The 14235-nt window shown below is 46.2% G+C and carries 12 protein-coding genes and 2 riboswitches; of the genes, 4 read left to right on the forward strand and 8 right to left on the reverse strand.

From position 1 onward, the window contains the following. Positions 1–17: 17 nt before the first annotated feature. Together OU814_RS06645 and OU814_RS06650 are read left to right on the forward strand one after the other, a co-directional pair. Positions 18–1523, forward strand: a complete 1506-nt coding sequence (locus OU814_RS06645; RefSeq protein WP_268181437.1) for a DASH family cryptochrome — start codon at positions 18–20, stop codon at positions 1521–1523. A 256-nt stretch (positions 1524–1779) separates the two neighbouring features. Further along, positions 1780–2331: a hypothetical protein gene (locus OU814_RS06650; RefSeq protein ID WP_268181439.1), complete on the forward strand. Its 552-nt coding sequence runs from the start codon at positions 1780–1782 to the stop codon at positions 2329–2331. Between the two features lie 11 nt (positions 2332–2342). On the opposite strand, the gene OU814_RS06655 is transcribed toward OU814_RS06650, so the two are convergent. Together OU814_RS06655 and OU814_RS06660 are read right to left on the reverse strand one after the other, a co-directional pair. Then, the gene (locus tag OU814_RS06655; protein ID WP_017289757.1) at positions 2343–2849 is read right to left on the reverse strand and encodes a hypothetical protein; all 507 of its coding nucleotides are present in this window, start codon (positions 2847–2849) and stop codon (positions 2343–2345) included. Between the two features lie 45 nt (positions 2850–2894). Beyond that, positions 2895–3104, reverse strand: coding sequence for a hypothetical protein (locus OU814_RS06660; protein WP_268181442.1), 210 nt, complete (start codon positions 3102–3104; stop codon positions 2895–2897). Between the two features lie 204 nt (positions 3105–3308). Between OU814_RS06660 and OU814_RS06665 the strand changes: the two genes are divergently transcribed. After that, positions 3309–3725, forward strand: coding sequence for a DoxX family protein (locus OU814_RS06665; protein ID WP_017289755.1), 417 nt, complete (start codon positions 3309–3311; stop codon positions 3723–3725). A 49-nt stretch (positions 3726–3774) separates the two neighbouring features. Here the strand turns inward: OU814_RS06665 and uca are convergent, their stop codons facing one another. The 5 genes from uca to OU814_RS06690 form a co-directional block, all read right to left on the reverse strand. Further along, the gene (uca, locus tag OU814_RS06670; RefSeq protein ID WP_268181444.1) at positions 3775–7371 is read right to left on the reverse strand and encodes an urea carboxylase; all 3597 of its coding nucleotides are present in this window, start codon (positions 7369–7371) and stop codon (positions 3775–3777) included. A gap of 148 nt (positions 7372–7519) precedes the next feature. Next, complete coding sequence (locus tag OU814_RS06675; RefSeq protein WP_017289753.1) at positions 7520–8158, reverse strand: urea amidolyase associated protein UAAP2; 639 nt, start codon at positions 8156–8158, stop codon at positions 7520–7522. Positions 8159–8176: 18 nt separating this feature from the next. Continuing rightward, complete coding sequence (locus OU814_RS06680) at positions 8177–8872, reverse strand: urea amidolyase associated protein UAAP1 (protein ID WP_017289752.1); 696 nt, start codon at positions 8870–8872, stop codon at positions 8177–8179. A 65-nt stretch (positions 8873–8937) separates the two neighbouring features. Further along, a riboswitch (guanidine-I (ykkC/yxkD leader) is annotated at positions 8938–9060 on the reverse strand. Between the two features lie 225 nt (positions 9061–9285). Next, positions 9286–10281 carry an ABC transporter substrate-binding protein gene (locus OU814_RS06685; protein ID WP_268181448.1) on the reverse strand — a complete coding sequence of 332 codons (996 nt, stop codon included), beginning with the start codon at positions 10279–10281 and terminating at the stop codon, positions 9286–9288. Positions 10282–10379: 98 nt separating this feature from the next. Further along, positions 10380–10485: riboswitch (guanidine-I (ykkC/yxkD leader) on the reverse strand. A gap of 120 nt (positions 10486–10605) precedes the next feature. Beyond that, the gene (locus OU814_RS06690; protein ID WP_017289750.1) at positions 10606–11424 is read right to left on the reverse strand and encodes an ABC transporter ATP-binding protein; all 819 of its coding nucleotides are present in this window, start codon (positions 11422–11424) and stop codon (positions 10606–10608) included. Between the two features lie 174 nt (positions 11425–11598). On the opposite strand from OU814_RS06690, the gene OU814_RS06695 reads away from it, so the two are divergent. After that, complete coding sequence (locus tag OU814_RS06695; RefSeq protein ID WP_017289749.1) at positions 11599–12501, forward strand: ABC transporter permease; 903 nt, start codon at positions 11599–11601, stop codon at positions 12499–12501. 271 nt (positions 12502–12772) lie between these two features. On the opposite strand, the gene glnT is transcribed toward OU814_RS06695, so the two are convergent. Next, on the reverse strand, positions 12773–14131 hold the full coding sequence (gene glnT / locus OU814_RS06700) for a type III glutamate--ammonia ligase (RefSeq protein WP_268181450.1): 1359 nt from the start codon (positions 14129–14131) through the stop codon (positions 12773–12775). Positions 14132–14235 lie beyond the last annotated feature (104 nt).

The raw sequence follows: 14235 nt of genomic DNA on the forward strand, positions 1-14235 counted from the left end.
ATCGAGCGTGAAGCGTTATGGAATCGATCGTGGCAGAGAAGCGGATTATTATTTGGTATCGCAATGATTTACGGGTGCATGATCATGAGCCGTTAATGAAAGCGATTCGTTCAGGGGCAACGGTGATTCCCGTTTACTGTTTTGAACCGAGGCAGTTTGGTACAACTCCTTACGGATTTCCGAAAACTGGAGCATTTCGGGCGCAGTTTTTGTTAGAGAGCGTCGCCGATTTGCGGCAGAATTTACGATCGCTGGGGAGTGATTTGATCATTCGGCAGGGAAAAGCAGAAGAAATGATTCCCGCGATCGCCAAAGCATTAGCAGTAGAGTCCGTTTATTACTATCACGAAGTTACTTCAGAAGAGACACAGGTTGAAGACAACCTCAGAGAAGCATTAAAAGCGATCGGGACTTCGATACAAGCATTTTGGGGAATGACGCTTTATCATCCCGATGATTTGCCGTTTGCAATCAAGGAAATTCCAGAGCTATTCACGAACTTTCGCAAAGGCGTTGAGAAGTCTGCGACTGTCAATGAAATGTTTCCCACGCCTGAACGATTAGCAGAATTGCCCGATATCGATCGAGGTGAAATTCCAACTTTAGAAGAGTTAGGACTAGAACCGCCTCAACGTGACCCTAGAGGGATGATTCCTTACCAGGGTGGAGAAACGGCGGGGAAAGCTCGGTTAGCAGAATATTTTTGGAAGCAAGATGCTTTAAAAGCTTACAAAGAGACGCGTAATGGAATGCTAGGAGTGGATTATTCGTCAAAATTCTCAGCTTGGTTAGCATTAGGCTGTCTGTCCCCGCGTTACATCTATTCGCAAGTTCAGAACTATGAATCTCAGCGCGTTCGCAATGATTCAACGTATTGGTTAATTTTTGAACTGTTGTGGCGGGACTTTTTCCGATTTATCTGCGCGAAGCATGGCAATCAGATTTTTTATCAATCGGGCTTACTGGGAGTCTCGATTCCGTGGAAAGATGATGTCGATCGCTTTGAACTTTGGCGAACTGGAAACACTGGATTTCCACTCATTGATGCCAACATGCAAGAGATTGCGGCAACTGGATTTATGTCGAATCGGGGACGGCAGAATGTTGCTAGTTTTCTAACCAAGAATCTGGGTATCAATTGGCAGTGGGGCGCTGAATGGTTTGAATCAATTTTGATTGACTATGACGTATGTAGTAACTGGGGAAATTGGAACTATAACGCAGGTGTGGGCAATGATGCGCGGGGATTTCGGTTTTTTAACATCATCAAGCAGTCAAAGGACTACGATCCAGATGGGTCTTATGTGAAACATTGGCTGCCTGCATTGAAGGATGTTCCGGCAGCGAAGGTACATGAGCCTTGGAAGTTACTACCCGTTGAGCAGCAGCGATTTCAGGTACGCATTGGAGTAGACTATCCGCGCCCGATCGTCGATTTGTTTAAGTCGGCTCAAGCGAATGAGAGCATTTATAATGCGGCAGTTGAGCGATCGACTCCGAAGCGAGCGAAAAGCCGAAGGTAGAAAATAGTAAATCTGATGCCTGAACTAGAGGAACGTAGGGGGCTATACCCCTACGCTACCATGTTCGCTACGATTGAGTTTTGCTAATCTGCTTCATAGGTGTAGTCCATTTATCTACCGCTCTGCCAGCTTCAGTATTTTCGTATTCGCTATCAATTCTCGATCTTTCATTTCATTACGACAGTCTTTCAGCCATTGAGGAGTCTGATACTCTGAAGGTAATAAGTCTCTCAACAATGATCAGGGGCAGAGAGATATGAAATACTTTGATTGGAATTCGTACCTGCGTTCGAGAAGACAAGCGATCGATAAGCAGATTGAAGATTTGCAACGAGAGCGATCTGAAATCAATCAGAACTTAGGAGAAACGAGTTATGTTCCTCCGGTGCTCCATCCACCTTTCGATATTAATGATGTCCTTCATGGAAGATCAGCTTCTATTTTTCCCCCACGCGTTACACCCACATGGGTCGATATCTCAACTCAGACCGAAAAACCCCTGTGGGACGATCAGGCAGTCTATTGCGTTAATCAAAAGGGCGAACGTTCCGCAGTTTGGGTAGGAGCACCTTCAGAGGTAAGAAGGAATAGAAAAGCAACAACCCCGACCTCTGTGGAGAAATCGGAGCCATCGACCTCAATTCAAAGATTAACACCGACATCTCAGCCTCAAACACCACCCTATAAAGTTGTACTTGGAGTGATTGTTCTTTTAATTGCCTTAGTCTTTTTTATGTGTCAAGGCAACAATCAGCCGCCAAATAACACACCCAATCCTAATCAGTCCGCTCCTACTCAACCTGATTGAATCCATTTAAGCTAACGAGAATCACGAGATTCAATCTTCATGAGGCGATTTCCGATGTAGCTAGCTCTCACATCCTGCCCTGATCGAATTGCTCTCGCTGCTTCTCGATAGGTGAGTGCATCCGTTGAAAGTGTTCCATTCTCACATTGCAATTGATACGTCACCGATCGCTGTAATTGAGGCGGATCATTACGTTCCTGAATATCACGACGCTGATCAACTTCATCAGCAGTCGGGCGTGGAGGAATTGCACCCCACCCTACCCCGTTATCATCAACGGAAACTGCATCAACAGGCTTCTCACCGTTCAGATTGGTAATCGTGTTGCTCTGAAAGGTTTGAATTCGTTGCGTGTTCAAACCGCCACTGGTTTTGTTGATATAGTAATTCACTGTCCAGGTTTGGGTCGCGATCGCGACTGCGGTTTTACACCGAGTTTGTGGAATCAGCCCGTTTTGTCCAGCGCAACTGCTGAGCATCAAGATGACAGCGCTGATTCGCACAACCCGAAATTTCATACACAGAGCAGACTGATTTGAGAGCTAGAACAACATTGTAGCGAATTAATCATTTGAACCTCCTCCTCTGCTTCCAGGGGGTTCCGGTTGCGGATTCAAACTGACCGAGCCATTGCTCAATATAACTGAGCTATCTTTCCGTTCTTGAGCAGCATTAGAGGTTCGCTCATTAGCCCGAACAGAGGCTGCATGTAACATCACAACTCCTAAAAGCGCGATCGCGAAAGCCAAGCGCTCGAAAGATTCATAAAGCATCATCAACTCTCCAAATTCATAGGTGTACATTCTTGTACACGAGCACAATTGGGGAGATATGCAAAGTCTTCTGACAAGTCGCCCTGCTCAGCAATTTCTACCTCATTTGAGACGCTAGAGCAGCGATCGTGCTATCTCTAGACAGACGCGATCGCTCTAAACGCTCGACTATGATGTCCGCGTACTTCTCTCTTGCTCTAAAGTATGAACATTAAACCAATTCGGCGTAAAGAGATTCTTCGAGGCATCCTCGCTGTTTCTCTGATTATTATAGGTATCACACATTTTGTGAGCGCAGAACAATACGCTCGCATTGTCCCTCCTGTATTTCCTGCTTTTCCTTCAGTGTATGTCAGCGGCTTTTTTGAAATTTTAGGGGGCATTGGTTTACTGATTCCTTGGCTCTCTGTTGCTGCCGCCTGGGGTTTAATTTCCCTGTTTATTGCTGTGTTTCCCGCTAACATCTACTTGGCAGTGCACGATATTCAAATCGATGGCATTCCTCATAGCCAATTTTTATACTGGGCAAGACTGCCCCTGCAAGCCGTTTTACTAGCTTGGGCATATTGGTATACCCGTGATCCAGAAGAACAACCTGGCGCATCATTACTCAAGCAGTAATCCAGTGCGAGTTGCTCTTATCAGATTGCGTCTGAATTTTGCAGGTTGATCAACCGGATGTAATCACACAGAGCATCTGTCCAACGGATACCATCTGCCCTTCAGCACAGAAAATCTCAGACACAACGCCATCTACAGGCGCAGTAATGGCAATCTCCATTTTCATCGATTCGAGAATGACTAAGCGATCGCCCACTTTAACGATCGCATCTTTCTCAACAACAATCTGCCAGACATTTGCTGGAACTTGGGCAATGACAGCTTCGCTATCGGGAGGTAGCTCAAATGTTTGTTCTGAGATCGCAACGTCTTCATCCTCAAGAACTTGATTCAAAAGAGGATTTGCTGCCCAGCGATCGCGTTCTGCCTCAAAAGCAGCTTGCTGAATCGATTTAAATTGAGTCGTTTCAGCAGCAATCGATTGGAGAAACTCATTGTATTGCTTGAGATTGAAGGTTTCCTCTTCGATTCTGAGGTGAACTCTGCCATGAATAAAGTCTTGCCGGAATTGTAAGAGTTCAGCAGGCGAAACTGGATAGAAGCGAATTTGATCAAAGAAGCGCAGCAGCCAAGGTTTACCTGGTTCAAATTCTGTGGTTTCGTGGAAGGTATTCCACATTTGGATAGTTCGCCCAACAAATTGATAACCTCCAGGACCTTCCATGCCATAGACACAGAGATAGGCTCCACCAATTCCAACAGCATTCTCAGGTGTCCAGGTTCGGGCAGGATTGTACTTTGTAGTAACAAGCCGATGTCGAGGATCAATCGGCGTAGCAACTGGAGCGCCTAAGTAAACATCACCTAAGCCCATGACTAGATAGCTTGCATTGAATACAATCTCGCGAACTTGCTCGATCGTATCTAAGCCATTGATGCGCCGGATAAATTCGATGTTACTCGGACACCAAGGAGCATGAGGATTGACGGATCGGACATATTTCTCGATCGCGAGTTGGGTCGAGTCATCATCCCAAGAGAGCGGCAGATAAACAATCCGAGTTGGGACTTCCATTTCATCGATCGAGGGAAGTTCACCTTCTGCAGCGATCAATACAGTCAGTAACGTTTCTAGAGGTAAAACGCGATTGTCGTAGTGAATTTGTAGCGATCGAATTCCAGGCGTCAGATCTAAAATTCCGAGTTGAGGATGATCGAGTAACCAGTTCATCAACGCATGAACGTGAAACCGCAGATTGAGATCGAGAACTAGAGCACCATACTCGACGAGAAGATACTTATCTCCCGATCTGCGATACTTCACCGCAATTTGCTCAGCAGATCCGGAGATTTCATGCAGAATCGCGCTATCTGGCTCTGATGAATGAACAGGGTTAACTTTTTGCGGTTTTAAGGTATTAATTTCTTGATCTTGAACCTGTTCTTTTTGAATTGCTTCTGCAAGCGATAAACGTTTGAAACGAACTTTATCACCCGGTTTAAGCTGTCCCATTTTCCAAAGTTCAGCTTGGACGATCGTTGCTGGACAGACAAACCCACCGAGGCTAGGCCCATCGGGGCCGAGAATAATCGGCATGTCTCCCGTGAAGTCAATTGTCCCGATCGCATACGCATTGTCATGAATATTAGACGGATGCAATCCCGCTTCACCACCATCCTGACGCGCCCATTGCGGTTTCGGGCCGATCAATCTCACTCCGGTTCGAGCAGAGTTGTAATGCACTTCCCAATCGGTTGAAAAGAGCATTTCAATATCATCATCGGTAAAGAAGTCTGGCGCGCCATGAGGCCCATAGAGCACTCCGATTTCCCAGTTGTGAGTGTAGTTCGGAATAAGCTCGGCTGGTAGCGAATGGCAACGAGCAGGCTCATCCGGTACATTCAGTTTGAGAATATCTCCAATTCGCAGAACTCTGCCGCAGTGCCCGCCAAATTTACCTAACGTAAAAGTTGATTTACTGCCGAGATAATCTGGAACATCAAATCCGTTCTGTACCGCAAGATAGGTACGTGTCCCTGCTCCCTCGATCGTACTCAGTTTCAAAACATTTCCTGCTGCAACTGGAATCGCCGACCAAAACGGAATCGCAACTCCATCTAGCTCTGCGCGCATTGGCGCACCTGTTAAGCAAATAACAGTATCACAATTGAATCGTAAGGTCGGTCCTGTAACAGTAAGTTCTAGTGCAGCACAAGATTCAGAATTTCCAACTAACCGATTGGCTAAGCGAAAAGCAAGATGATCCATCGGCCCCGAAGGAGGAACACCAACATTCCAATAGCCCATGCGACCCGGATAATCTTGAATTGTGCTAAAGGTTCCGGGTTGTAGAACTTCGATCGAGTTGGGCAAGTACTCAAACGAATCGAGAAACCGAGTACTGAGATCTGCTGCGGCAAAGGTTGAACTTGCTAGAATTTGGCGCAAAAAGTCGAGATTTGTCTCAATGCCTGCAACGGTAGATTGATCTAATGCAGATTTGAGTTGAGCGATCGCGCTTTCTCGCGATTCTGCATGAGTAATCAGTTTTGCAATTAACGGATCATAGTAGGGAGTAATTTCTGTCCCACGATCGATCCAAGTATCACATCGAACGGTTTCTGGAAATTTGACTTCAGTTAAGATCCCAGAACTCGGCTGAAAGTTTTTACCTGGATCTTCCGCATAGAGACGTACCTGAATCGAATGTCCTTGTGTTTGCGGTTGGTAACTTTCTAGAAAACTGCGATCGCCTGCTGCGAGCCGAATCATCCATTCAACCAGATCAACGCCTGTCACTTCTTCAGTCACGCCATGTTCGACTTGCAGACGAGTATTGACTTCAAGAAAGTAAAACTCTTGTCGATCGACATCAAAGACAAATTCAACGGTTCCAGCGGATTGATAATCGATCGCTTTTGTAAGCCGCAATGCTGCCTCGTATAGCTGTTGTCGGAGAGATTCACTGATTCCAGGACAGGGGGTCTCTTCGATGACTTTCTGATTACGACGTTGCACTGAACAATCGCGATCGCCGAGTGCAATCACTTGCCCTTGCCCATCGCCAAAAATTTGTACCTCGATATGTCTCGCTTTTTGGACATAGCGTTCTAGATAGATTCCGCTTTGCTTAAAGTTGTTTTGACTGAGGCGTTGTACTGTTTGGAACAATTCCGCCAGTTGATCTTGGCTGTGGCAAAGCTGTAAGCCAATTCCTCCTCCTCCCGCTGTACTTTTGAGCATGACGGGATAACCAATTTTCTCAGCCTCAGCTTGTGCTTGTTCAACATTTTCGAGGAGCGAAGTACCCGGAAGCAAGGGAACTTGATTTTGAGCCGCAAGTTCTCGTGCAGTATGCTTCAGACCAAAGCTTCGCATCTGTGCAGGAGTCGGCCCAATAAAGACAATTCCTACTGCTGCACAAGCTTCTGCAAATTCAGCATTTTCGCTCAAAAAGCCATAGCCTGGGTGAATTGCTTCTGCGCCTGTTTGTTTTGCTGCTTCGAGAATTCGATCCCATCTCAGATAGCTATCTGCTGCGGATGCAGAACCAATCGCCACGGCTTCAGTTGCGATCGCGACATGCCGAGCATATTGATCGGCTTCCGAATAGACGGCAACTGAAGCAATATTTAAGCGATCGAGCGTCCGAATAATCCGGCAAGCAATCTCTCCGCGATTGGCGATCAGAATCTTTTGAAACATAAAAGGCACTTGTAGGGTAAGGGGGATAGAAATTGTGGCTCTAGGAGTTAGTCATATTGGGGAGGTGGGGAGTGGGGAGCAAGAATCATTTCTAGTGTTTCCCCTATTCCCCTATTCCCCTACCCTTCATAGCAAATCTGCCCGATCACTAGCTATCCCACACAATGAGTTGAATCGGAGTTGGATTGTAGCCGTTACACGGATTATTCATTTGAGGGCAATTTGAGATCACCACTAGGGCATTCATTTCTGCACGTAGATCAACGATGCTACCGGGATCAGAAATGCCATCCACAATTTCTAGCGTTCCATCTTCACTGACTGGAACATTCATGAAAAAGTTGATATTGCTCGTCATGTCTCGCTTGCCCATGCCGTAGTCTTTCAAGGCATAAAGAAAGTTTTCTACGCAAGCATGTTGCCATTTTTTATCTAATCCAAATCGCACAGAGTTACTTTCACAACTGCAAGCTCCACCCGACGTATCATGCCGACCACAGGTATCGTTGAGAACAGTCATCAGAACATTGCCATCGTTCGAGTAGAGCTTTGTTCCAGTGGTAATAAAAATATTTCCTTGGGCGCGAATGGTATCTGGAGCGCTGTAACGTTCGCTCGTATCATCGGCATTGTAAACCAGAAAATCAACCGCTTGATTTCCACCTAAATCTACAATCCGCAGGGTTTGTCCTTTTTTGATTACTTTCGCCCAAGGTTTGCGAGATGGAAGAACTTGATCGTAGATTGCGAGCTTGGGATCGAGTTGAGTACTAATCGTTGAAGTCATCACTGAAAGGCTCCTACATTACGCGAAAACGGCATCAGTATTTTGGAAGCCACGCTTGGCTTCTGGGTTCGCAGTTCGGCACAGATCATCCGCAGTGGGAGCAGGTGAACTCCAGACAGTTGCTTGAATCGGTTTCGGGTCATACGCTGGATTTGGATCAAGCGGATGCGGACAATTCGAGAGGACAACCAGCACATTCATCTCGGCTCTGAGATCAATGTATTGTCCGGGTTGAGCCGTTTTGTTTGCCCAAACTAGATTGCCATTCGGCTCAACTGCAATGCGGGTAAAGAGATTTAAGTTCGGCATGATATCTTTTTTGCCCAGATCACGCTTCGTCAGGGCAAGCAGAAAGTTGTCTCGCGAATTTTTGTAGTCGCCTTCGCCATACTTTGCATTGGTTGCGAGGTTACTACATCCGCCGAGAGTGTCATGGTAACCGCAGGTATCTTCAACGATCGAGAACAAAATTCGTCCCATGTCTGAATAAATGACCATGCCTTTCTTTAAGAAAGCATTGAACTGAATTTTCGCGGTATCCGCTGCATTGTATCGCTCGATCGGATTGTCCGCGTTATAGCACAAGAGCGCTACGCCACTCGAACCTTCTGGAGCTAGAATCCGCAATGTGTCATTGCGCCGAATCACTCGTGACCAGTAGGCACCGCCTGGAATCGTTTCTTCATAGGTGATGTGTGCAGAATCGATCGTCATTCTCAGTTCCTCATTGCAACTACAAAAGCCCAGGAAGCCGTCAGCAAGATTAGTCTGCTGGTTGGCTCTCCCGGGCTTTTATCCCTCCGTGTAACTTATCTAGAAGATGTTCTCAACTCTAGAAAAGCGGCTTCTCTTGGACCAGCCATTCAACTCAACATTGAACCGGAACCCTAGAAGCAAATTTGTACTGTAAGCTTGAAACCTGTTTGATGCTGCTAAAACTTGTAGCACAAGTCAAGCAATGAAGTAAATCCTCTCAAATGTACGGAATAGAGCAGTATTAAAAAGTACTTCTCTCTTCTAGGAGTGGGGAGTGGGGAGTAGAGAGCTAACAAGGAAATATTCCCCAACCCCTACTTCCTATTCCCTACTCTTTTGAGCACTTACAACTCAAACAGGCTCGCTACACACTATAGCGACTTCACAATCGAATCATCGTACAGCGACTTCACATCAAGCGGCTGTGGCACGGCTTTGAAATCATAAGCCCCTTTCGCCATCAGTTCAAAGCTCTTAATTGCGTTATTCGGATTCTCAGGATTAAATCCAATCGTTTTATTGCCTTCAATATCGAACAAGGTAATTCCTGCAAGCTGTTCTTTCAACTCTTCAGGCTTAATTCCTAGTCGGCTCGCAGCAGCAGCGATCGCATCCGGATCGCCCGATTTGAGCAACTTAATTCCTCGATCGGCAGCTTTGAGAAACTTGATTAAATCGTCTCTGCGACTAGCAATCAGATTCGCACGGGTCACAATCACATCTGCAATCAGATTCGTTCCTTTCGTACTAAAAATAATCTCTCCGTCCCCTTCTTTGGCTGCCTTCGTCAAAAAGGGTTCATAGGTCACAGCAGCATCGACTCGCTTCGCGCTAAACGCAGTTGCCGCATCAGGCGCAGGTAGATCTCTAATGGTGATATCTTTTTCCGTCAAACCGCCTTTTTCGAGATACGCCCGCAGCAACACTTTCTCAAACAACACATCTTCACGTGCTACTGTTTTCCCTTTCAACTCTGCTGGAGACTTAATCCCGCGTCCCAAAATGCCATCAGATCCGTTTGAATAGTCAACGAGAAAGATAATTTTCACATTCGGATCTTTCCCTGCCATTTGCATGACATCGCCTGCGGTCAACCAAGCCACATCCGTCTTCCCAGATAGAAAAGCAGTAATTTGCTCGGTGTTTGACTGAAACAAAGTGTCCTCAACCTGGAGTCCTGCTTCCTGGTAAAACCCTTTCTTCACCGTAACATGATGACCTGAATACCCAGACCATGGATTCGTCGAAACAGAGAGTTGAGGTGTATTGTTCGCTGTATTGTTTGAAGCTTGGGGAGAGCAAGCGATCGTCCAAAATAGAGCAATGAATGCAAATGCGAAAAGTTTGACAAAACGAGATCTGAACATCTAAAACTTCCTTCTAGAGTGTGAAATCAATGCAAAACAGGAAATGCACCACTTAAAAAGCCTGAAAGAGGCGCAACAGCACCATTGCTGTTCATCGTCTCTCCCAGGCTTTTATCCTTCCGTGTGACTGCTCGGAAATCCGAAACAGTTTGCTTCTCTTGGACCAGACATTCGTGCTGAATCGGAACCCTAGAAGCGATAAATTTTTCGGCGATATGATTGAATCGATCGCGCGCTCCAAATTGCTAAAGCTAACTTACTTCTAGCACGTAGCAGTAGAAATAAAGTATTCAAAATCACAATTCTGTCGCTCTGAAGATTTTACTACTCGCGCAGTGAGTGAAGAATTTGCCGTTTGATCGCAACAAACTCAGACGAGAGCTTCATGTCTAAGTCGCGATGTTCAGGTAGTCCAACTGGAATTTCTAGTTTCATCCGTCCAGGACGAGCGCTCATCACATACACACGCTGTGACAGAAAAATTGCTTCTTCGACATCATGGGTAATCATTAAAACTGTGACATGAGTTTGCTCCCAGAGTTCGAGCAAAAATTGCTGCATCTGTTCTTTGGTTTGAGCATCGAGTGCGCCAAAAGGTTCGTCCATCAGCAAAACAGCAGGTTCATTGGCTAAAGCACGAGCGATCGCGACTCGCTGCTTCATCCCACCAGAAAGCTGTTTTGGGTAAGATTTCGCGAACTGCGTTAAGCCAACAACATCGAGATAGTAATTGATGCGATCGCGCTGTTCTGCTTTGGGCATCTTGCGCAGATTCAGACCAAAGGCAATATTTTGAGAGACAGTCAGCCAGGGATAAAGGGTGTAATTCTGAAAGACCATGCCGCGATCGGAACCCGGCCCAGTGACTTTATGCCCATCGACTAAGACACTTCCAGAGGAGGGAGGCGTGAGTCCTGCCACAATGTTGAGTAAGGTCGATTTGCCGCATCCTGATGCACCGACTAAGCAAACAAATTCTCTTGGAAAAAGCTGAAGATTGATGTCTTCTAGCACAGTCATTGAGCCAGTTTGCAAGTTAAATGACTTAGACAGGCTACGGACTTCAAGCTTGGCAGTTGAGAGTTCAGATGCGATCTCAAGTTCAGATCGCTGCTGTAGTGCTTGAGATCGGGTGTTGAGCATAGTGTTGGCGTGCAGAAGGAGACAAAGTATTAGTTAAGTCGATCTCAGAACTTAAAAATGTTAATTCAGATACATAAGATACGAGAACTTAGAAAATTTGGAATTTCGTCGCAAATGCAAGAGATGTAGTTGTCAATACAAAAACGCAGTCAACTCTCTCTCTAGACTGAACCCATGTCATTGATCGATGACGTTTTAATCTGCACTCAAAGGATGAATCCCGTGACTGATGCAAGTCTTAGTTCGCCTCAATCTGTCGATCGACAATATAAGTATCTAAAACCCTCCGTGTTTTGGAGTATCCGTCAAGGATTTCCGCGTCGATTGTCGGCACTGATTGTGATGATCTCGCTGGCAGTTCCGCTCTTGCTCTGGTCGCTGATTAGCTATGCTCAAGTCGTCCCACCGATGTTTTTGCCCACACCAACTGCCGTTGTGCAGTCTGGGATTGAAATGTTCATCAACAATGATCTGATCTCAGATGTACTGACCAGTTGTGGGCGAGTGCTAGCAGGATTTGTTGTGGCAGCATTAATTGGTGTGCCGATGGGCATTGCTATGGGAACGTTCTACAGCATGGAGAGCCTGTTCGCTCCTTTTGTCGGAACCGTGCGCTACATGCCTGTGACTGCTTTTGTGCCGCTGATTGTGATTTGGTTAGGCTTGGGTGAGGAGTCTAAGATTCTGATCATTACGTTGGGCGTCGTGCTTTATAACGCGATTATGATTGCGGATGCAGTAAAGTTCATTCCCAGTGAGATGATCAATGTTGCTTATACGTTAGGTGCGACACGGCGAGATGTGTTGTTTCGGGTGATTGTTCCGGCGACATTTCCGAGTGTGTTAGATACGCTGCGAGTGAATATTTCGGGAGCTTGGAACTATCTCGTGATTGCTGAACTAGTCGCGGCCCAAACTGGCATAGGCTTCAGAATTATTCAAGCCCAACGCTATTTGCAAACTGAGAAAGTGTTGTTCTGCATTTTGCTGATTGGTTTGATTGGACTTGCGATCGATTACGGTCTGAAATGGATGTCGGCAGTGCTCACACCTTGGGCGGATCAGACGCGGCACTAGTAGAGTATTTGAAAAGTAATCGTTGAGACGCACTCACCCGCCCCGAAATGGAATTCCAGGGCTAACTGTGCGAAGCCCTTTGAAAGGACTGCATCGCTCAAGCCTCTGGTTAGTCCAGTTTAGTACTAGCCCCGAATTCACTCCGGGGTAGGATAGCAACGAGAGCGCAGAGTCTTTTCATACTCTCTATCAAACATCCTCTTAGACTAGGCGAAATCCCCCCCTCAGGTTTCGCCTAGAGTTAGTCAGATTGATTGTAAAAAATGGGGAGCTAGAAGAACTTCATATAGCGCTGAACTTCCCAATCTGAAACATGATTGTGATACTCAAACCATTCTTGAGTTTTGAAATCAACATAGGTTTGATACATTAACGAACCCATCACCGATTCGCTCAACGGGTCAGCAGCAAACGCTTCGATCGCTTCTCCCAAGGTTCGAGGAAGCATCTTAATTCCCATGTCTTCTAGCTCTGCTGTCGTGTAGGTATACATATTCTCAGTATGCGGTTCACCGGGGTCGAGTCCTTCTCGAATCCCTTCTAACCCTGCTGCTAAAATCATCGCTGCACCCAAGTAGGGATTGCAGGAAATATCAGCCGCCCGACATTCAACTCGTCCACCTGCTAGTGGAATGCGCAACATATTCGTGCGATTGTTGTTGCCATAGCAAATATACACAGGTGCCCAAGTAAACCCAGACATACTTCCTCGTGCGATCAACCGCTTGTAGCTATTCACAGTCGGAGCAATCACCGCACAAATCGCAGGCGCATGACGAAGCACACCTGCAATAAACTGATAGCCCAATTTCGACAAACCGCAGCGACGCGGATCTGCTCGATCGACAAACAAATTCTCCCCAGTTTTCAAATCTGCAAGCGACATATTGTAATGCGCGCCGCTTCCTGTACGATTCGCAAACGGCTTGGGCATAAACGTTGCAAAGTAACCATGCTTCCGCGCAATTTCCTTCACCATCAGGCGGAAAAAGATCAAGCGATCGGACATCGTCAGCGCATCCGTATAAGTGAAATCCGTTTCAAACTGACCATTGCCATCTTCGTGATCAAACGAATACACATCCCAACCGAGATGATTCATCGCTTGCACAATCTCGTCTACCCAAGCATAGTTATCGAGCAGTCCTTGCAAGTCATAGCAAGGCTTTGCTAGCGTATCGCGATCGCTGATTGGAACCGCTTGCCCATCCTGATCTTTGAGAATAAAAAACTCAGTTTCAATCCCCAGATTAAACTGAAACCCCATTTCTGCTGCTTGCTGCAACACAGATTTAAGAATGCTGCGACAACACGCCTCAAACGGTTGACCCCGCAAATACAAATCACTCGCAAGCCAAACCATCTCCGAATTCCAAGGCAAAATCGTTGCACTGGCAAGATCAGGCATTGTTGCGACTTCTTCATCACTGACCTCTTGAGGAACGCCATCCAAAGCAGCTCCCGTAAATAGCTCTGACCCTTGCATCATTTGGTCAAAATGCGACAGAGGAACCATTTTCGCCTTGCACATGCCATGAATATCGACAAAGCTCGCGATCGCATATTTCACACCTTGGTCTTTGAGCATCGTTTTGAACTGCTGCAAATCCGGATTAAGCTGATGGGTCATAGATTGAGATAGTTATTAAGACTGGACTTTACCGTATCAGACGCAGATTTAATTGCTGATTGGCACTTGTTCAGGTTAAGCAAAATTCTATCTAAAGATAGTGT

Source organism: Leptolyngbya sp. GGD (genome assembly GCF_026735145.1).
Taxonomy (GTDB): domain Bacteria; phylum Cyanobacteriota; class Cyanobacteriia; order Leptolyngbyales; family Leptolyngbyaceae; genus Leptolyngbya; species Leptolyngbya boryana.

Bases quoted from the DNA above. Each gene is read 5' to 3' on its own strand.
- OU814_RS06645 (WP_268181437.1), top strand. From the start codon at position 18: ATGGAATCGATCGTGGCAGAGAAGCGGATTATTATTTGGTATCGCAAT.
- OU814_RS06650 (WP_268181439.1), top strand. From the start codon at position 1,780: ATGAAATACTTTGATTGGAATTCGTACCTGCGTTCGAGAAGACAAGCG.
- OU814_RS06655 (WP_017289757.1), bottom strand. From the start codon at position 2,849: ATGAAATTTCGGGTTGTGCGAATCAGCGCTGTCATCTTGATGCTCAGC.
- OU814_RS06660 (WP_268181442.1), bottom strand. From the start codon at position 3,104: ATGCTTTATGAATCTTTCGAGCGCTTGGCTTTCGCGATCGCGCTTTTA.
- OU814_RS06665 (WP_017289755.1), top strand. From the start codon at position 3,309: ATGAACATTAAACCAATTCGGCGTAAAGAGATTCTTCGAGGCATCCTC.
- uca (WP_268181444.1), bottom strand. From the start codon at position 7,371: ATGTTTCAAAAGATTCTGATCGCCAATCGCGGAGAGATTGCTTGCCGG.
- OU814_RS06675 (WP_017289753.1), bottom strand. From the start codon at position 8,158: ATGACTTCAACGATTAGTACTCAACTCGATCCCAAGCTCGCAATCTAC.
- OU814_RS06680 (WP_017289752.1), bottom strand. From the start codon at position 8,872: ATGACGATCGATTCTGCACACATCACCTATGAAGAAACGATTCCAGGC.
- OU814_RS06685 (WP_268181448.1), bottom strand. From the start codon at position 10,281: ATGTTCAGATCTCGTTTTGTCAAACTTTTCGCATTTGCATTCATTGCT.
- OU814_RS06690 (WP_017289750.1), bottom strand. From the start codon at position 11,424: ATGCTCAACACCCGATCTCAAGCACTACAGCAGCGATCTGAACTTGAG.
- OU814_RS06695 (WP_017289749.1), top strand. From the start codon at position 11,599: ATGTCATTGATCGATGACGTTTTAATCTGCACTCAAAGGATGAATCCC.
- glnT (WP_268181450.1), bottom strand. From the start codon at position 14,131: ATGACCCATCAGCTTAATCCGGATTTGCAGCAGTTCAAAACGATGCTC.